Source organism: Chitinibacter sp. ZOR0017, assembly GCF_000799095.1.
In the GTDB taxonomy this organism is placed as follows: Bacteria; Pseudomonadota; Gammaproteobacteria; order Burkholderiales; family Chitinibacteraceae; genus Chitinibacter; species Chitinibacter tainanensis.
In genome coordinates, this window is record NZ_JTLG01000014.1 from 26,320 (window position 1) to 43,801 (window position 17,482).

A 17,482-nucleotide genomic window follows, 5' to 3' on the forward strand; every position below is an offset into this window, starting at 1 on the left:
GTAGGGGTATCACTAATAGAGCACATCAATCAGCACTCACCGCCAGCACCAACACACTGATTTTATTCACCAAATACCATTCATCGAACCATCCAAACTACCTCAAAAACAGATTGGTAGGTGTTTTCCCGTAGATCACTACCTATTCACCGAAATTACCCACACAAAGCTCGCACGAAGATTACAAGCCCACCTAATCACTACGTACTTTTACGACAGAAAACCGCCCAAATCGACGGCTAAATGCGGTTTAGCAGCCTATCGTGACCAAGGAAAGATAGCTTTTAACAATCGCGTCATATTTTCGGTGCATAAAACAGCCCCGCCAGAAGGCGGGGCCAAACTGTTGCGTACAAACATCACCCAAACTGTTATGCTCGGCGCATAGGTCGCGTTTAAAACGCCTCGTAGTTAGGCTTCGGCCAAATTAGCCTGCTGAAATTGCTGCCAGCGGGTACGCAAACGGGCCAGCACCCCACGCACACCATACTGCAACAGTGGGCGCTCGAAGCCATAAGTGAGCAGCGCCGCCCACGCTAGCGCCGCCAGCCACGCCACCACAAACATGCTCCAGCGCCAGCTGGGATCATCCATCGGCACCGGGGTCGCAGCCGGCCACCAGCCATATTCCTTGATAACCCGCGCCACCACCTGATGCCAGAGGTAAAGGTTGTAGGACAGCAGCGAGAGCCAAACCGTGACGCGGTTGGCAATCAGGCTACGCACCAGCGCCGGGGCGTAGCTGCCCGCCACCACCAGCACCACAAACAAGCCGGCCAGCGCCAGCCGGTGCGCCGATTGCCACAGCGCATAGCCTTCGGCCGCCCCCCGCGCCTGATTCAAATCGGCAAACAACAAAGCCAGCACCAGCAAGGCCAGCAACACCAGCCCCGCACACCATGGGCGCAATTGCGCCCACAACACGGCCGGCCCCTGCCGCAACCACACCAGCAGATAGGCGCTGAGCATGCCCGCCGCAAACAGATCCAGAAAGCCCGGCAGTTGATTATTCAGGTGCGAAAATTCGCCCAGCGGCTGGGTATGCGTCCAGGCCCGATACGCCAGCGCCAGCAGCACCATGCCGGCACACACTAGCCACGGCTGGCGGCGAAAACCCCAAGCCAGCAATGGAAACAGCACATAAAACTGCACCTCCACCCCCAGCGACCAGAACACCCCGTTGATCGAATAGTGCGTATCGGCAAACAGATTGTGGATGAAGGTTAGATGCATCAATACATCCACCCAGTATCCGCGCTCAGCGCTTGTGGGATATAGCGTTGGGAAACATACCAGCAGGATCAGCATCGCCAGCCAATAGGAAGGCAAAATCTTGATCGCCCGCCGATAGGTGTAATGCGCCAGACTCGCCAGCGGCGCGCCTTCGAGCATGGTTTTGGCCTGCGGGTAGGTAAGACAAAACGCGCTCAGAAAGAAAAACAGCTCCACCCCCAGCGCACCGGCCACTTGCAGCGCTTCCAGATTATGCTGGCCACCGGTAAAGGGCAGCGGAATCACCCACCAGGTGATCTGCCAATAGTGAAACAAGATCACCAAAGCAATTGCCAGCCCGCGCAAGCCATCCACAATGGCCACATGCTGGGTCGCCGGGACTGGCCCAGCCTCAAGATGGGCGGCGCTCATTCTCGCGCCTCCGCCGTGGCCGGCTGATCCCGCCGCGCCAAGAGCGCCGCCACAGCCGCAATCAGGCCCCCCAGCGCCAGCAAACTCGCACCGAGCCACAACCAGGGCGTACGCCCAGCCGGCACGGCGGGGCTGGCTGCGCTACTGGCCGCGAGCTTGGGCAAATCCACCACCTTCGCTCCGGTGGGCAGCCCCTCCACCGCAGTCAGGCTCACCGCATCAAACCAGGCCTCGCCCTGATTTTCATTGCCAAAATGCCCCAGCCCGAGCGATACCGTGACCGCGCTGGCGTCATTGCTGCGGATATAGAGCTCGCGTGGATACCAGCGATCGGCTGCGCGCACGGTTTCGCTGGCTTCGTAAATCCCATCAACCCCCAGCACCGCGGCCAGTTTGTCCGCATTCGCGCCTTGCGCCTTCAGTTGGGCGCTAAAACGATAGAGGCGATTGGGCTCGATGGCGATGGTTTTGGTCAGGCGCGCATGATTGGGCTGGCTACTGATCAGATGCAGCACCTGCTGGCCATCGGCCGCAGCCTGCTTGCTGATCTCGGCACGGGAAATCTCGGGCTTCCAGGCCGACCATTGCCAATCGCTGGGTAAATTCGGGCTTTGCTCGAAAGATTCTTGCCACAGTGGCGCCGGCTCGGCCGCCAGCGCAGTTGAGCCCACGGCCAGCCATAGCAGGCCGAGGGCGGATAGACGACCCCACATACTCACTCCATCTTTTGTTTTGTTTATCAGTGAAAATGTACCAAAGCCGCCAGCGCTGCGCATCTGCCAGCGCCAAGGTGTGCATCGGGTATAATCGCCGCATGCAATGTCGATCACACTGTGGTGCCTGCTGTACCGCACCCTCGATTACCAGCCCGATTCCCGGCATGCCCAATGGCAAGCCCGCCGGCGTGCCCTGCGTGCAGCTGGATGAGGCGCTGCGCTGCCGGATTTTCGGCCACCCCGATCGCCCGGCCGTGTGTGCCGGGCTACAACCTTCGTTTGAGATGTGTGGGGAAACTCAAGATCAGGCAATGGTTTATCTAACTCAGTTAGAAATCGCAACAACGCCTGGCGCTGAGCCACGAACATAGTATCCGCAGAGGCTTATTGATCTATTGCGTGAGTTAAATGGAATTAATGCAGATGGCTAGTATCGGTCAATTTGCGGTGGGTGCGACCTATCGTGATTATATTGATGAGCGTCGCCGTAGTTGGGTATCTAGCTCGGCTCGCCCTCTCATTACGACGATTTGGTATCCGACCGACGAAGTCGCTAAAGTCAAAAAACAGTGCATCGCCGTTTTTCAAACGGGCCATTACGCAATCAATGCAACGATCAGTCAGCAACAACCGCGCTATCCACTAATTCTGGTGTCTCATGGTACGGGCGGTTCTAGTGCAAGCATAGCGTGGCTTTGTGTGAGACTGGCCTCGGCAGGTTTTATCGTTGCAGCGATCAATCATCATGGTAATACCGCTGCAGAGCCAAAATATTTACTCGAAGGCATGATCCTGTGGTGGGAGCGTGCCAAAGATATTCGCTGCCTGCTTGATCACTTATTAGCTGATGAAATTTTTGCCAAGGCAATTGATTCAGAACGAATTGGCGTAGCTGGATTTTCTATCGGGGGCTTTACCGCTTTAGCTTGCGCGGGGGCCCGGCTTGAAATGAATCGCTGGAAAAGCCATTGCGAACTCAATCAATCCGACTCAATTTGCAAATTGCCACCAGAGATGAGTTTTAATATCGCCGAAGTTTGGCACGCCATCGAGAACAATCCGCATATCCTCGCTGCTTGGCCAGAAGCCAACGAATGCTACCGCGATTCTCGTATTAAAGCCGCTTTTGCCATCGCCCCCGTAGCAAAGGGAGTTGTAAGTGATGAAAGCCTGCAATCAATTGATATCCCAGTTCATCTGGTGGCTGGTAGCGCAGACGATCAGGCTGCGCCTGAAAACAATGCCAAGCTCTACGCAGCACAAATTCCAAATAGCACACTAGAAATATTACCCAACGTCACGCATTACACCTTCTTAAGTGAAGGGGTATGGTGGGCCAAGCTCTTTGATAAGCAGTTTTTACGCGACCCCAAGGGGGTTAATCGGAGAAAAGTGCATGACACCACGGCCTCTGTTGCGGTTAGTTTTTTCTACAAGAGCTTATAAAAAACGTCCTAACAATGAATGAAGGCACACAAAACGCTACTGTGTATGTGAATATAGTTCCCAAGACCAAGCCCGCCGGAGTGTCCTGCGTGCAGCTGGATAACACGCTGCGCTGCCGGATTTTCGGCCACCCCGATCGCCCGGCCGTGTGTGCCGGGCTACAGCCCCAGCTGGAAATGTGCGGCCAGGGTCGCGCCCAAGCCATGCTGTGGCTCACCCAATTAGAGCAGGCCACGCGCCCGCACTAACCCTATTTTTTGCAGAGGTCCTCGCCATGGAAGTTTTGCTGCGGCAGATGCAACACAGCCAGAATGACCAGGATTCACTCTCGGTCTTAACTCAATTGGTGGCGGCGTTGCGCCCCGCCAAAAGCCACGATCACGTGGCGGCGATTAATAATATTCGTGCCCTGTGTTACCTATTAGAGCAACACCCCGACTATCGCGCCTGGCTACGCAAAGCGCTGTTTGCGCTGCTGGATAACACCCGCCAGGTCGATCTCTATACCGAAACCGGTATTTTGCTGAATGAAAGCATGGTCACCGCGGTGAAACGCCGGATCGGGGCCAAACTCTTACCCCCGATCAGCAACCCTGAGCACTTTAGTGATTTGCTGGGGCAGATTTTCCATCGCCGCGATGATTATCAATGGCTAGACGCGATTCCCGACGAAGTCTGGCATGAGCTGGGCCGCGCCGCGCATATGGAAGAACTCGGCCCGGGTGAGCTGCCCCCGCACATCCGCCTGCAGCAGCTCGAGGCCATTCAGGTGCTGTCTTGCCGAATCTCGGCCATCGGGTTAGAGCCGGAAATCATCCGCAACCACCCCGAAGTCGAGCGCTTTGAATCGCCTTTTGTGCGCCTTAATGCCGAAATCCTCGCTTACATCGAGAAATACCGCCACGATCTCACCGCCCGGCGAGTGCCGGATGAAGACCATCGGCATTTACTGGTGCTGCTGAGCCAATGCGAAACCATCATGGGCAAGGTCTGGCGCTATGCCTCGAAAAACGGGGTGTCGGTCAGCCTGACTTACCATCTCTTGCGCCTGAAGCAGCATATCGATCGCTTGAAATTACTGTTTGAGCTGGTCGACCCCACCGCGCCGCACGGCCCGCCGCTGATCCGGCTTTTTAAAGAGCTGGTCAAGGCCGAAAACCGCAAAACCAGCGTCACCGATGTGATGCGCGAAAACACCGAATTGCTGGCGCTGCAAATCACCGAACACGCCAGCCACACCGGCGAGCACTACACCACCGATTCGCGCGGCGAGTGGATGGGCATGTTCCGCTCGGCCGCCGGGGCCGGGGTGGTGGTCGGCTTTATGGCGCTGATCAAAATCCTGATCGCCAAAGCGCATTTACCGCTGCTGCTGGAAGCCTTTGCCTTCAGTATGAATTACGCGCTGGGCTTTATGCTGGTGCACCTGCTGCATTGCACGATTGCCACCAAGCAGCCGGCCATGACCGCCGCCAGCATCGCCGCGGCGCTGCCGCCACCGGGCAGTAAAAAGCTCGAGGGCTATAGCAATCTGGTTGAGCTGATTGTGAAAGTGATCCGCACCCAGCTGATTGCCATTTTGGGCAATGTGGCGCTGGCCATGCCGGTGGCGCTGGCGATTGCCTGGTTCTGGTGGCAACAAACCGGCGTGCATGTGGTCGGGCTGGAAAAAGCCGATCACCTACTGAACGATCTGAAACCGCTCACCGGGCTGGGGGTGCCACATGCGGCCATTGCGGGCGTGTGTTTGTTCCTAGCGGGGCTGATTTCCGGTTATTACGACAATAAAGCCCTGTATAACCGCATCCCCGAGCGGATTGCCGCGCTACCGCTCCTGAATAGACTCTTCGGCGAGCGCCGCAGTCAGCAGTTTGGCCGCTATATCGAACACAACCTCGGGGCGCTGGCGGGTAATTTCTACTTTGGCTGCATGCTGGGCTGCATTGGTACGGTGGGCATTTTGCTGGGCCTGCCCATTGATATTCGTCATATCACTTTCTCGGCCGCTAATGTTTCATACGCCTTAGCCGCCAATGATTTTGTGCTGCCCTGGTGGACTTTGGGCTGGGCCATGCTGGGCGTGGCCTTGATTGGCGCCACCAATCTGATCACCAGCTTCGTGCTGGCGCTGTGGGTGGCGCTGCGTTCACGCAAACGCCGCCTGGGCGAATTGCGCCCGGTCGTCGGCCTGCTCTGGCGCCGTTTCTGGCATAAACCGATTGATTTTCTGATTGCCCCCAAAGTGGTGACCGAGCCTAAAGATGAACCCAAACCCTAATCAGCACAGCACCGTGTTTCAAACGATCGCCGATGCGCTGGCTGGCCCCGGCTGGCTGGTGATCCCCGATTTTCTTAGCCGCCCGCAGGTAGACGAGCTGCGTCAGCTGGCGCAAACGCGGCAGGCCGAGTTTAGCCGCGCCGGGGTGGGCCGCGCGGGCGGCTTTGGGATTCGCGATGATATTCGTGGCGATTCGGTGCTGTGGGTCGATGAGCACGATCCGGCCATGCAAGCAGCCAACGCGCGGATGGCCGAACTGCAGCAAAGTCTCAACCGCGAGCTGTATCTGGGCCTTGCCGAGCTGGAATGGCATTTTGCTAGTTACCCGGCCGGCGCGTTTTACCAGCGCCATCTGGATCAGCATCGTGAGCAAGACACCCGGGTAGTCACCGTGGTGCAATACCTCAACGCTGCTGACTGGCAAGCTGAAGATGGCGGCCAGCTGCGCATTTATCTCGATGAAGAGCAAAGCGTGGACGTCACCCCGCATGGCGGCACGCTGGTCGTGTTTCTATCTAATCGCTTCGAGCATGAAGTGTTACCCGCCCGGCGCGAACGCTTTTCGCTCACCGGCTGGTACCGCCGGCGCAGCTAAAGCCGCCGATTGTGCATATGCCACAGTGAATTTTGCGGCAGACGGGTAGACTCAAAGCCATTCAATCCAAAATGAGACTGGCTGGATTACCCCGGCCCACCGGAGAGCATCATGCGCCACACCACCCTGTTAGCTGCCGCCGTATTGGCGGCCAGTAGTTTACTGAGCGGCTGTATCACTGCCGACTCGGCCAATGTGTACCACAAAGACGAAATGAAGCGCGTCGCCAAAGCCCGCGCGGGCAAGATTGAAAGCATGCGCACAGTCGAAATGGCCGACAGCACCAGCGGCGTGGGCTCGATTGCCGGCGCGGTCATTGGCGGCGTGGTGGCAGCCAATAATGTCGGCAAAGGCACCGGCTCGGTGGTAAGTGGCGTGCTCGGTAGTTTGCTGGGCGGCTGGCTGGGCAATCAGGCCGAAAACCAGATCACCCGCAAACCGGCCAAAGAGCTCACCGTGGCCATGCAAGATAACGGCGAGCGGCTAGTGATTGTGCAAGACGCTGATCAACCTTTCGCCGTGGGCCAAACCGTGGATGTGATCACCGATGGCGTGACCGCCCGGGTGACGATTCGCCAATAAACCCCACCACGTATACGGCCAAAATCCCTATCGATTAAGGCGTGTGGCCATATACCCAATCAAACACAATCAATAGCCTAGCCGCTGGCAAATGGTCGACACCGCCCCGGCGCTATTGAGCGTATAAAAATGCAGCCCCGGCGCGCCGCCGGCCAAGAGCCGGTCGGCCAGCTCGGTGACCACATCAAGACCAAAGGCGCGGATCGCCGCGCTATCATCGCCCAGCGCCTGCAAGCGCAAGCGCAACCAGCGCGGAATCTCGGCACCGCACATATCGGAAAAGCGCTGCAGCTGGCTGTAATTCTGAATCGGCATAATCCCCGGCACGATCGGAATCTCCACCCCTTGCGCCCGCACCGCATCTACAAAGCGAAAATACGCATCGGCATTAAAAAAATACTGGGTAATCGCCGAATCCGCCCCAGCGCGCACCTTATGCACAAAATGCTGAATATCGGCCAGTGCGTTCTCGGCCTGCGGATGGCATTCCGGATACGCCGCCACCTCGATATGAAACCAGTCGCCAAATTCGGCGCGCAAAAAGCTCACCAGCTCATTGGCATGCCGAAATTCGCCCACATCCACCATGCCGGATGGAATATCCCCACGCAGCGCCACAATATGGCGAATACCATGCGCCTGATAGGTTTGCACAATCTGGCGAATCGACTCGCGCGTCGCGCCAATGCACGATAAATGCGGGGCCGCCGCATAGCCGGCGGCACGAATATCGCACACCGCCTGCAAAGTGCCGCTTTGCGTAGTACCACCTGCCCCAAAGGTCACCGAGAAAAATTCGGGCTGAAACTGCGCCAGCTGATCGCGGGTGGCCGCCAGTTTGGCTGCGCCTTCGGCGGTTTTGGGCGGAAAAAACTCGAAACTAATGGGGGTGGCTGGGCGACTCATAATGAACAAAACTCATGCTAATTGCGTTTACCCATGAATGCTAATTGATAAATTGCCACCCCAAGATGAAGAATATTCATTTCAACATGCATGATTTCCATCAAGCCACGTCACTATCCAGCACCCACAACACCCGCTACAATGGCGGCCATTGCTTTGGCATTGAATCGGCTCACTTTTTTATGCTCACACTGGCTCGCATGCGCAATCCCCGCTGGGTGTTGCTGGCGCTTATCGCGCTCAGCCTGCACCTGCTATTGCCGTTTGCGCACGCCCTGAGCATGCCGAGCCAGCTCGATCAGCTGCTGGCACAAAATACCTGCCGTACCTTCGGCAGCGCCGCTAGCACCAAGGGGAACGCCAACCCAGCAAGCGCGGATCAGCCCACCAACCTCACTGCCACAACCAGTATCCCAGGCACCACCAACCCGGAGAGTGCCCCCGCCGCTTCCGGCCTGCCGATGTGCGCCATTTGCGCCGTGCAGGCCAGCAGCACCCTCGCGCCCCCGCCGGCGCTGACCGCCTTGCCTTCGTTTCGAGAGCACGTCAGCTCGCTCCGACTGATGCGATTCGAAGGCTCTTTTATCGCGGACCCAACCTATACCCTCCCCCCGAGTCAGGCTCCACCCCAGCTGTAATCGACTCTGGCAAGCTATACCCCCATAAAAACTAAATTGACCGCAAGGAATCATCCTATGTTGAAAGCCGCTTTTGCTGGCGCGGCACTGCTGTGCGCCACGACCCTCTCTTATGCTCATGGTTTTACCGTGGGTGATCTGACTATTCAGCACCCGTGGGCGCGCGCCACCGCGCCAGCCGCAAAAAATGCCGGCGCCTTTATGCTGATCAAAACCACCAAAGATGATCAGCTGGTGAAAGTCGATAGCGATATCGCTGAAAAAACCGAGCTGCACGAAATGAAAATGGCCGATGGCGTGATGAAAATGAGCCCGATCGCCAGCCTGCCGGTGACCGTAGCGGCCCCAGCCAAACTCGCCCCCGGCGGTTACCATGTGATGTTGCTCGGCCTGAAACGCCCACTGGTCGCCGGCGAGAAATTCCCACTCAAGCTCACCTTTGCCAAAGGTGGCGTGGTGGAAGTGCAAGTCAAAGTCGAAGACATGACTTATCAACCCCAAGGCGACGCGCACAGCGGCCATTAAAAAGAGATCAGCATGAAGAAAATCCTCTTGGCCTTGTCCGTACTGGGCCTCTTGCACACGGGCCTCGCGCGAGCTGGCGATATCGAAGACATCCGCAGCGGCATGCAACAGCAATGGGAAAAACCCGATGCGCCACTCACGGTCAAACCGGTGGTGGTAGTGGGTGATGCGGCGCTGGCCGGTTGGCTGCAAGGCGAGCGCGGTGGCCGCGCAGTGCTACGCAAACAGCATGGCCAGTGGCAAACCCAGCTTTGCGCCGGCGCGCTGAGTAGCGATCTGCTGCGCCAAGCGGGCATCAGCGTCAGCAGCGCGCAGCAATTGCTGAAAAAGCTGAATCAAGCCGAAGCCAGCCTTAGCAATGCCGAACGCCAACAGCTGGATTCATTTGTCGGCGTGGTGAAGATGGATGGCAAAGGTCACCATGGCGAACACGCCCACCACGGTCAGGCCAGCGCACAAGCTGAGCATACGGCGCACGCAGCCCATGCGGCCAGCGCCGCCAGCAGCGCGCATAGCCATTAAGCCAGGCTGCTGTCTAGTTGAAAAAAAGCCCCGCAACTGCGGGGCTTTTTGCTTGATGACTAGCTCCACTCGCGCAGCGAGGCTCCCCTCAAGGAGGGGACGGGAGGGGTGGGAATAGAACATCAAGGCTGCTGATTAAATGCCTATTTCCCGGGCTCGGCTTTGCCGAGACTTGAAGAATATTGTCCTACTACTGTGCCAGCAGCCTGCGCCCCGCAACTGCGGGGCTTTTTGCTAGCGGGCGTTTAGGCCAGATCGCTGGGGCGGGCGGGGATTTCCAGCGCCTTGGCCAGATCCAGAAAGCGGCTCAGCTTCTGGTTGCGCACCAGTACCGTTTGCCAGCGCGCGCCAAAAGGCTGGCTGAAATTCACCAGTGTAAAGGTCGGCTCCAGCTCATCTTGCACCTTGTACAAGGCGGCTTGTTCGCTCAGGCCGTCCAGGCCGGCCAGTGGCAGCTCGAGTTCATCATCGCCAAATGCATCGATAATCTGGGCATACAAGGCCGGAATATCATCGGCGCGGAACAGCAGGCCGTCTTCCAGCTGCTCCAGCAACACCCACTGCCACAGCGGCAGATTCAGCTCCGGCCGATAGGCCGATTGGGGATCGTTGGCCAGATAGGCGGCCGCATCATCGGCGGCGGCGATCACTTCATTGAGCATGGCCTGGATATCGTCGTGATCGAGGCTGCCATCCACGATGATTTCGAGCAATTCGCTCAGGGCTTTCTTTTGCATGGGTTGATCCTTTTCAAGTTGCGGCGATTCTACGCCCTCGCCCGCTTCACGCCCAGCCTTATCCGCCAAAGGCATGGCGCAGCAGACCCAGCCCCGCTGCCAATACCAGCACCCGTGGTACCGACCATTGCCAGCGCAACAGTGCCCACGCTGCCAAAAGGCCCAGACCCAGCGCAGTCATATCCGGCCAAGCGCTGAAGCCCTGCGGCCAGAATACATGCCCGGCAAAAAACAGGGCCAGATTGAGCATCACCCCCACCACCAGTGCGCTGATCGCCAGCAAGGGTGCTTGCAGGCTGCGGATTTGCCGGCTGGCTTCCACCAGCGGCGCCCCCACCAAGATAAACACAAACGAGGGCAGAAAGGTAAACCACGTTACGCACAGCGCGGCGCCAAGCGCCAGTAGCCACGGGTCTTGCCCGCCGCTGGCGGTCTGAAAGCCTGCCAGAAAGCCGACAAAAGTCACCACCATAATCAGCGGCCCCGGCGTGCTTTCCCCCAGCGCGAGGCCATCGAGCATTTGCCCGGCGCTCAGCCAGCCAAAGTGCTGCACAGCGCCCTGATACACATAGGGCAACACCGCATACGCGCCACCAAAGGTTAGCAAGGCCGCCTTGGTAAAAAACCAGCCCAGCTGGGTATACAGTGGCGCCGCCCAAAGATGCAGCGCCGCCAGCGTAGCGGCCCACAGGCCCAGCCCTGTCAGCGCCACCGCGAGCACCGAACGTGGCCGCCAGCGGGTATGCACAGCCTGCGCGCTCAGTGCTGCAGCCGATTCGGCGGGCTCAGCGGCCGCCGCATGCCCAGCGCTGGCCGCTGGCCAGTCAGTCGGCGCGTAGCGCGCCAGCGCCCAGCCCAGCGAGGCGGCTACGGCCACCAAGATCGGAAACGGCACGCCCAAGTAACTACCCAATAATCCCGCGCCCGCCAGCGCCAGCAAGACACCCCGCCGTAGCGTGCGCCGGCCCAGTTTATACACCGCCTGCACCACGATCGCGGTCACCGCCGGCTTGATGCCATATAACACCGCCGCCACCCAGCCGACATTGCCGTAATGGACATACAGCCCAGATACTGCCAGCAGTATAATCAGCGAAGGCAATATAAATAATGCGCCGGCGGCAATACCGCCAAGGCGGCCATGCATCAGCCACCCCAGATAGGTGGCCAGCTGCTGGGCTTCTGGGCCGGGGAGTAACATGCAGTAGTTCAGCGCATGGGTAAAGCGGGGCTCGCTAATCCAGCGTTTTTCCTCCACCAGCTCGCGATGCATGAGCGCAATCTGCCCGGCCGGGCCGCCAAAGCTGATGCAGCCCAGCTTGAACCAGAAGCGCAAGGCAGTCGCAAAGGAAATCGTTGGGGTCAGCAAGATAGAGCCTCCGCTTAGGCTGAATGCGGCGATTATGCCGCAAGCGCGGCCCCAGCACAGCCCGACAGATGCTGCAAAGCAACATTGAACACAGTGTCAGAAAGTGCAACAACAGCCCTACACGAGCTAGGGATTATATTTACAAAATAAGCGCTTAACGCCATCATCATCATCTATACAGGAGGCCGTATGCGCTGGATGTGCATCCTGCTCGGACTGCTGGCACACTGCGCGGTGGCCAGCGAGAGCAGTAGTCAATTTCAATCACAGGTGGCGCAGCTGGTATCGCTGCGCAACCAGGCCTATCAATTTGCCGTAAAAAATCAGATCACCAAAGCCGAAACGCCACCGCTCACCCGCGCGCAAAGCAATCAGCTACGAGCAATGGCACTGCGCTACATCGAATTGCGTGCCGCCCTGCTACCTTATGCCACCCAGATGGCGCCGCTGTTTCAAACCAATGTCAATCTGCAATTAAGCCAGCACGAAGCCACCGATGCGCAGCTGATCTTGGATAACCCGCCCCAGGCGCTGAGCAAAGGCATTCGCAGCGCCTACATTAACCCCGGCGATGCCCGCGGGCAGGCCCTGCTCGAAGACATCCAACGTGGGCTGGCGGCGGCGCTGGTTTTGATGGATAGCTACCAGATCGCGATTGAGCCCTACCGCAATAATCCGGCCATTGCCTATCTGCTGACCTACGATGTCGGCAACAATGTGACGCTGCGCCAGCTCTCGAATAACTATTACTCGGCCGAATACCGCACCCGCCTCAAGCGCGCGACCGAGTTTGTTGACCAACTCATGCAGCAGCGCCGCGAGCGAGGCCTGGATAGTAGTCCGGCCGAAAACGACTACTATGCGCTGAGCCAAAGTACGGTGTGGTATGTAAAGCTACACCGCGAAAACAGCTTGGCGCTCAGCAGCGGCAGCCTGAAACAGCTGGTGAGCAATCTTAGCCAGCAGGAAAAAAGCCTGGAAAACACCGTCAGCTTTGGGCTGAGCATGGGCTTTGGCAATATGCTGGGGCTGGTTAAAACCCGCAACGGCAAATTGCGTGATATGCCCGCCAGCGAACAGGCGCAACTCGAAAGCCAGCTTCAGCCAATGGATATCTTGCTGGAAAAAACCCCTTTCCGCCTTACCGACAAAATGATCCCCGGCCACTATGGCCATGTGGCGATTTGGCTGGGCAGCGAAGCCCAACTGCGCGAGCTGGGTGTATGGGAGCGGATTCCGGCCGCGCATCAGCAGAAAATCCGCCAGGGTGGGCGCATTGTTGAAGCGCTGCGCAGCGGCGTGACCATTAGCCGGCTAGAGCATTTTCTGGATATTGATGATCTGTTAGTGCTGCGGCAAAACCAGCGCAGTGAACGCGATTATCTGCAAGCGGCCGCGCTAACTACCGTGGCGCAAGTGGGCAAGGAATACGATTTTAATTTTGACGTGCTAACGCACGAACGCATCGTCTGCTCGGAGCTGGCGTATGTGGTGTTCCCAGATCTACCTTGGCCGCTGGATAAAACCCTGGGGCGCTACACCATCAGCCCGGATAACGTCGCGCAGCTGGCCATCGGCCCACAGCCGCTACTCGACCCGGTGGTGCTGTATCGCGCGGGGCAGCGCCAACAAAATGATTTACGCACTAAGCTCGCCAAACTGATTAATCCGAAAGCAACATGGATGGCGCAAAATTGAACTTTTTTCCGTGCTGCTCTCACTTCACCCTCACCGACTGAAGGCCACGGCATGATTACCGCCGAAATCCTGCAAGCGCTGTTTGATCTCTCCCCTTCCGGCATTGCCATTGCCGATGAGGCGGGCCGCTATTTGCATGTGAATGACGCGTATTGCAGTATTTTTGGCTACTCGCGCGCGGAGCTACTGGGCCAGACCTTTGGCCTGATTTTGCTGCCAGAAGACCAAGCACGCGAGCCGGAAATCCTGCAGCTGGCGCTTACCGAAGATCGCGCCGCGCCCAGCGAGTGGCGGGTGCGGCATAAAGATGGCCACGCCCTGTTTGTGCATTCCGCCTTTAAAACGCTGATCAAGCCCGATGGCAGCGCCCAGATCATCACCATTTTGAGTGATGTGTCCACCCTCACCAATACCCTGCGCACACTGCAGGAACAAGAACAGCTGCTGCGCCGCAGTAATGAGCTATTGGAAGAAATGGTCGGCCGCCGTACCGCGCAGCTGGAGCGGGCCAACCGTGAACTGGCGCGCATGGCCACCCAAGACCCGCTTACCGGGCTGGCCAACCGCCGGGCGTTCGAGCAGGAAGCACAGCGGCTCATTGGCAGCGCCGACCGGCATCAGCGTGCGCTATCGGTGCTGTTTTTAGACATCGACCATTTTAAATCCATCAATGATCAGTACGGCCATTCGGCCGGCGATCTGGCCATCCAGGCGGTGGCGCGCCATATTCAGCGCCTGCTGCGGGCCGAAGACCTGATTGCCCGCTGGGGCGGGGAAGAGTTTGTCGTGCTGCTGCCCGACACCCCGCTGGAGCAAGCCGTGGCCGTGGGCGAAAAAATCCTCTCTGGCGTGCGTTGGCTCTCGCGCGACTGCCTCGAAGTCCCGCGCGCCCTGACCATCAGCGGCGGGCTGGTCGAGCGCCAGCGCAACCAAAGTCTGGGCGAAGTATTACAGCAAGCCGATCAGCTGCTGTATCAGGCCAAGCACCTTGGCCGCGATCGGCTGGAATACCGGCCACTGCAACATGAGCTCCTGATCCATAGCCGCATCCGGCAAGAAGACAGCGACTACAGCATCAGTATCTAATACCCATCACCCGTATTGCCCTGAAGGCATTTATTTAAATAACAATAAGGGCAATACCCCTAGCAAGTTTAATCTGGCCGCATGAATAGCCGCGCTTGGCTATAGTGAAAAGCCGACTTGAACGCCTGCTTGTAGCGCGGAGGGGATGATGGAGATTCTGCAGCGCAATTATGTCCAGCAACTCGGAAATGGTGAGCCGATGCTGCTCGCGCACGGGTTTGGCTGCAATCAAACCATGTGGCAGCGCCTCACTCCGGCTTTTGCCGATGAATACCGGCTTATCCTGTTTGATTACGTCGGTAGCGGCCGCTCTGCGCGCGCCGCCTTTGATGCGCAGCGCTACAGCACGCTGCAGGGGTATGTGGCCGATGTACTGGAAATCTGCGCCGCGCTGGGCATTAGCGAGGGTCTCACTTTCGTTGGTCACTCGGTGAGTGCCTCGGTGGGGCTACTGGCTTCGCTCGCCCAACCCAAGCTGATAAAACGCCTGATCCTGATTGGCCCCTCGCCCAGTTTTCTTAACCATCCACCTGATTACTTTGGCGGCTTTGAACAAGCCGATCTGAATGAGCTCCTGAATCTGATGGATCAGAACTACATCGGTTGGGCCAACTATCTGGCCCCGCTGGCCGCCGGCGCGCCAGATTCACCGACCACGCAAACACTGAACGAGAGCTTTTGCTCTACCGACCCGCAGGTGGCACGGGTCTTTGCCCGCACCACTTTTTTTGCCGACACCCGCGCCGAGCTGACACGCATTACTACGCCAGCACTGATTATTCAGCATGAACGCGATGCACTGGTGCCGCTCAGCGTGGGCGAATACATGCACCGGGCATTGCGGCATAGCCAGCTGGAAGTGCTGGATGTGGGCGGCCATTGCGCGCATCTGTCCCACCCCGAGCTGGTGATTGCCAGTATGCGCCGCTTTTTGCAGGCCACTGCCAGCGCCCCAGCATGATCAAGCTCGATCAGGTGCCCTGCCCGCTGGCGCAATGCGATGGTCAGGGGCAGCTGCTCTCAGTCAATGTCGCCTTGTGTCAGCTTACCGGGCAGCCAGCGGCGCAACTGGTGCAACTGCGACTAGAGCAACTGCTGCCCCCGGCCGGGCGGATTTTTCTACATACCCATTTATGGCCCATGCTCTTGCGCGACGGGGAGCTGCGCGAGATCTACCTCAAACTCTTAGGCCCACACGGCGAGCTGATACCGGTACTGGCCAATTGCCAGCAAACGGGCAGTGCCGAGCGGCCGCAATATTGCTGGGTGTTTTTTGTGGCGCAGGAGCGCAGTGCATTTGAAGCCGAATTACTCGATGCCCGCCAGCGGGTGGAAGCGGCCAATTTGGCGCTCGCCGATAACGAGCGCTTTTTAAACACCATTGCCAATGCCTTGCCCAGCCTTGTGGCCTATGTCGATCGGCAATTGCATTACCGCTTTGCCAATCAGGTGTATCAAGATTGGTTTGGCTGCACGAGCGAGGCCATCATCGGCAGCGTGATACTTGCCAGCCCCCCGTTTGCCAACGAAGAAGCGGCCATTCAGGCCGTATTAACCGGGCAAGCCCAGCAATTTGAGCGCAGCCTGGCCACTGACCAACACGTCTTGCGCCACACCTTGGTGAATCTGACCCCGGATTGCAATCTGCTGGGTGAGGTGATCGGTTTTTTTGTGCTGGTCAGTGATGTCAGCGCACTCAAACTCGCGCAGGCCGATTTGCAATTGGCGGCCAGTGTGTATGAGGCAGCCAGCGAAGGCATCGTCGTTACCGATGCCCAATTGCAGATCATTTCTGTCAACCCCGCCTTTACCCGCATCACCGGCTGGCCGGCCCCCGCTGCGCTGGGCTGCTCGATGAGTGCACTGAACCCGCCTGATGCCCCCGACCATCACCCGGCGTTGCTAGAGGCGATCCAGCAGCATGGGCAATGGGCCGGCGAAAGCTGGTACCTGCGCCGCGATGGCCACCCTTTTCTCGCCTGGCAAACCGTGGCTGCACTGCCGGGGCACGAGTCCGCCGCGCCGCGGCTGGTGTGGATGCTCAATGACATCACCGAGCGCTGGCAAAAAGATGAGCGCATACGCCATCTGGCCTTTCATGACCCGCTCACCAATCTGCCCAATCGCGCCCTGACCATGGAGCGGCTGGAACAACTCATAATCAGCGCGCAGCGCCAACCTAAACACATCGCCCTGCTGTATCTGGATCTGGATGGTTTTAAGCCAATCAATGATCAATTTGGCCACGATGCCGGCGACTGGGTTTTGCAGCAGGTAGCGCTGCGGCTCGTGGCGCAAACCCGCAGCGCCGATACTGTGGCGCGCTTTGGCGGTGATGAATTTATTGTGCTGCTCAACCACCCGATGGATGCGCTGGCCAGCAGCCAGATTGCCGAGCGGATGATTGCGGCGGTAAACCAAGCGCTAGACTGGGGTGGGCAGGCGCTGCAGGTGGGCGTATCGATTGGAATTGCCCAGTTTCCCACCCACGCCCTACGGGCTGCCGAATTATTGCAAGCCGCCGATCAGGCCATGTACGTGGCCAAAACCGCAGGCAAAAACACCTTCCGTTTTGCGCGAGCGCCCGATACCACAGTGCTGCAGGCATAAAAAAAACCGGCCCAAAGGCCGGTTGGAAGATCAAGAGCCGAAGCCCTCGATGTGCGCAAAAAAAACGGTAGAACACTGCCACGAAGTGGCAACATCAAACTGAGCGAGATAATACCAGATTTGGCAGTAG

18 protein-coding genes are annotated in these 17,482 nt (G+C 58.3%); 13 read left to right on the top strand and 5 right to left on the bottom strand.

What is annotated here, in order from left to right; translation table 11 throughout:
* Positions 1–411: 411 nt before the first annotated feature.
* Together L991_RS04040 and L991_RS04045 are read right to left on the bottom strand one after the other, a co-directional pair.
* A complete protein-coding gene (locus tag L991_RS04040) occupies positions 412–1,644 on the bottom strand; it encodes an acyltransferase (RefSeq protein WP_047392551.1) in 1,233 nt (410 codons plus the stop codon).
* Positions 1,641–2,357, bottom strand: a complete 717-nt coding sequence (locus tag L991_RS04045) for a hypothetical protein (RefSeq protein WP_081986515.1) — start codon at positions 2,355–2,357, stop codon at positions 1,641–1,643. Before L991_RS04045 ends, L991_RS04040 begins: the two co-directional genes overlap by 4 nt.
* 101 nt (positions 2,358–2,458) lie before the next feature.
* On the opposite strand from L991_RS04045, the gene L991_RS16850 reads away from it, so the two are divergent.
* The 6 genes from L991_RS16850 to L991_RS04070 all read left to right on the top strand — a co-directional run bounded on the left by L991_RS16850 (position 2,459) and on the right by L991_RS04070 (position 7,261).
* Positions 2,459–2,731, top strand: a complete 273-nt coding sequence (locus L991_RS16850) for a YkgJ family cysteine cluster protein (RefSeq protein WP_081986536.1) — start codon at positions 2,459–2,461, stop codon at positions 2,729–2,731.
* Between the two features lie 37 nt (positions 2,732–2,768).
* Complete coding sequence (locus L991_RS04050; RefSeq protein WP_052190582.1) at positions 2,769–3,806, top strand: prolyl oligopeptidase family serine peptidase; 1,038 nt, start codon at positions 2,769–2,771, stop codon at positions 3,804–3,806.
* Positions 3,807–3,895: 89 nt separating this feature from the next.
* Positions 3,896–4,054: a Fe-S-cluster oxidoreductase gene (locus L991_RS04055; RefSeq protein WP_231550478.1), complete on the top strand. Its 159-nt coding sequence runs from the start codon at positions 3,896–3,898 to the stop codon at positions 4,052–4,054.
* A 26-nt stretch (positions 4,055–4,080) separates the two neighbouring features.
* Positions 4,081–6,084 carry a site-specific recombinase gene (locus tag L991_RS04060; protein WP_047392556.1) on the top strand — a complete coding sequence of 668 codons (2,004 nt, stop codon included), beginning with the start codon at positions 4,081–4,083 and terminating at the stop codon, positions 6,082–6,084.
* Positions 6,068–6,679: a 2OG-Fe(II) oxygenase gene (locus L991_RS04065; protein WP_047392559.1), complete on the top strand. Its 612-nt coding sequence runs from the start codon at positions 6,068–6,070 to the stop codon at positions 6,677–6,679. The genes L991_RS04060 and L991_RS04065 overlap by 17 nt, the downstream gene beginning before the upstream one ends.
* A gap of 111 nt (positions 6,680–6,790) precedes the next feature.
* A complete protein-coding gene (locus L991_RS04070; protein WP_047392560.1) occupies positions 6,791–7,261 on the top strand; it encodes a glycine zipper domain-containing protein in 471 nt (156 codons plus the stop codon).
* A gap of 69 nt (positions 7,262–7,330) precedes the next feature.
* Here L991_RS04070 and metF read toward each other — a convergent pair whose 3' ends face one another.
* Positions 7,331–8,167 (bottom strand): methylenetetrahydrofolate reductase [NAD(P)H], encoded by an 837-nt coding sequence (metF, locus tag L991_RS04075; RefSeq protein ID WP_028449974.1) that lies wholly within the window; start codon positions 8,165–8,167, stop codon positions 7,331–7,333.
* 65 nt (positions 8,168–8,232) lie between these two features.
* Here metF and L991_RS04080 point away from each other — a divergent pair, with 65 nt between their 5' ends.
* The 3 genes from L991_RS04080 to L991_RS04090 are packed head-to-tail and all read left to right on the top strand — an operon-like array spanning position 8,233 to position 9,852.
* The gene (locus L991_RS04080; RefSeq protein ID WP_047392563.1) at positions 8,233–8,805 is read left to right on the top strand and encodes a hypothetical protein; all 573 of its coding nucleotides are present in this window, start codon (positions 8,233–8,235) and stop codon (positions 8,803–8,805) included.
* Between the two features lie 57 nt (positions 8,806–8,862).
* A complete protein-coding gene (locus L991_RS04085; RefSeq protein WP_047392564.1) occupies positions 8,863–9,330 on the top strand; it encodes a copper chaperone PCu(A)C in 468 nt (155 codons plus the stop codon).
* A 12-nt stretch (positions 9,331–9,342) separates the two neighbouring features.
* Positions 9,343–9,852 (top strand): copper uptake system-associated protein, encoded by a 510-nt coding sequence (locus L991_RS04090; RefSeq protein ID WP_052190584.1) that lies wholly within the window; start codon positions 9,343–9,345, stop codon positions 9,850–9,852.
* 245 nt (positions 9,853–10,097) lie between these two features.
* Here L991_RS04090 and L991_RS04095 read toward each other — a convergent pair whose 3' ends face one another.
* Entirely contained in the window at positions 10,098–10,589 is a 492-nt protein-coding gene (locus tag L991_RS04095) for a hypothetical protein (RefSeq protein WP_156128974.1), read from the bottom strand.
* A gap of 58 nt (positions 10,590–10,647) precedes the next feature.
* The gene (gene chrA / locus L991_RS04100) at positions 10,648–11,958 is read right to left on the bottom strand and encodes a chromate efflux transporter (protein ID WP_197053798.1); all 1,311 of its coding nucleotides are present in this window, start codon (positions 11,956–11,958) and stop codon (positions 10,648–10,650) included.
* 189 nt (positions 11,959–12,147) lie between these two features.
* On the opposite strand from chrA, the gene L991_RS16310 reads away from it, so the two are divergent.
* The 4 genes from L991_RS16310 to L991_RS04120 all read left to right on the top strand — a co-directional run bounded on the left by L991_RS16310 (position 12,148) and on the right by L991_RS04120 (position 17,352).
* The gene (locus tag L991_RS16310) at positions 12,148–13,656 is read left to right on the top strand and encodes a YiiX/YebB-like N1pC/P60 family cysteine hydrolase (RefSeq protein ID WP_052190586.1); all 1,509 of its coding nucleotides are present in this window, start codon (positions 12,148–12,150) and stop codon (positions 13,654–13,656) included.
* Positions 13,657–13,707: 51 nt separating this feature from the next.
* On the top strand, positions 13,708–14,742 hold the full coding sequence (locus L991_RS16315) for a sensor domain-containing diguanylate cyclase (RefSeq protein WP_028449978.1): 1,035 nt from the start codon (positions 13,708–13,710) through the stop codon (positions 14,740–14,742).
* A gap of 148 nt (positions 14,743–14,890) precedes the next feature.
* Positions 14,891–15,703: an alpha/beta fold hydrolase gene (locus L991_RS04115; protein WP_047392572.1), complete on the top strand. Its 813-nt coding sequence runs from the start codon at positions 14,891–14,893 to the stop codon at positions 15,701–15,703.
* Positions 15,700–17,352, top strand: coding sequence for a bifunctional diguanylate cyclase/phosphodiesterase (locus tag L991_RS04120; RefSeq protein WP_052190587.1), 1,653 nt, complete (start codon positions 15,700–15,702; stop codon positions 17,350–17,352). Before L991_RS04115 ends, L991_RS04120 begins: the two co-directional genes overlap by 4 nt.
* The last annotated feature ends 130 nt before the right edge of the window (positions 17,353–17,482 follow it).

Coding starts and splice junctions, on each gene's coding strand:
- L991_RS04040 (WP_047392551.1), bottom strand. CDS start 1,644: ATGAGCGCCGCCCATCTTGAGGCTGGGCCAGTCCCGGCGACCCAGCAT.
- L991_RS04045 (WP_081986515.1), bottom strand. CDS start 2,357: ATGTGGGGTCGTCTATCCGCCCTCGGCCTGCTATGGCTGGCCGTGGGC.
- L991_RS16850 (WP_081986536.1), top strand. CDS start 2,459: ATGCAATGTCGATCACACTGTGGTGCCTGCTGTACCGCACCCTCGATT.
- L991_RS04050 (WP_052190582.1), top strand. CDS start 2,769: ATGGAATTAATGCAGATGGCTAGTATCGGTCAATTTGCGGTGGGTGCG.
- L991_RS04060 (WP_047392556.1), top strand. CDS start 4,081: ATGGAAGTTTTGCTGCGGCAGATGCAACACAGCCAGAATGACCAGGAT.
- L991_RS04065 (WP_047392559.1), top strand. CDS start 6,068: ATGAACCCAAACCCTAATCAGCACAGCACCGTGTTTCAAACGATCGCC.
- L991_RS04070 (WP_047392560.1), top strand. CDS start 6,791: ATGCGCCACACCACCCTGTTAGCTGCCGCCGTATTGGCGGCCAGTAGT.
- metF (WP_028449974.1), bottom strand. CDS start 8,167: ATGAGTCGCCCAGCCACCCCCATTAGTTTCGAGTTTTTTCCGCCCAAA.
- L991_RS04080 (WP_047392563.1), top strand. CDS start 8,233: ATGAAGAATATTCATTTCAACATGCATGATTTCCATCAAGCCACGTCA.
- L991_RS04085 (WP_047392564.1), top strand. CDS start 8,863: ATGTTGAAAGCCGCTTTTGCTGGCGCGGCACTGCTGTGCGCCACGACC.
- L991_RS04090 (WP_052190584.1), top strand. CDS start 9,343: ATGAAGAAAATCCTCTTGGCCTTGTCCGTACTGGGCCTCTTGCACACG.
- L991_RS04095 (WP_156128974.1), bottom strand. CDS start 10,589: ATGCAAAAGAAAGCCCTGAGCGAATTGCTCGAAATCATCGTGGATGGC.
- L991_RS16310 (WP_052190586.1), top strand. CDS start 12,148: ATGCGCTGGATGTGCATCCTGCTCGGACTGCTGGCACACTGCGCGGTG.
- L991_RS16315 (WP_028449978.1), top strand. CDS start 13,708: ATGATTACCGCCGAAATCCTGCAAGCGCTGTTTGATCTCTCCCCTTCC.
- L991_RS04115 (WP_047392572.1), top strand. CDS start 14,891: ATGGAGATTCTGCAGCGCAATTATGTCCAGCAACTCGGAAATGGTGAG.
- L991_RS04120 (WP_052190587.1), top strand. CDS start 15,700: ATGATCAAGCTCGATCAGGTGCCCTGCCCGCTGGCGCAATGCGATGGT.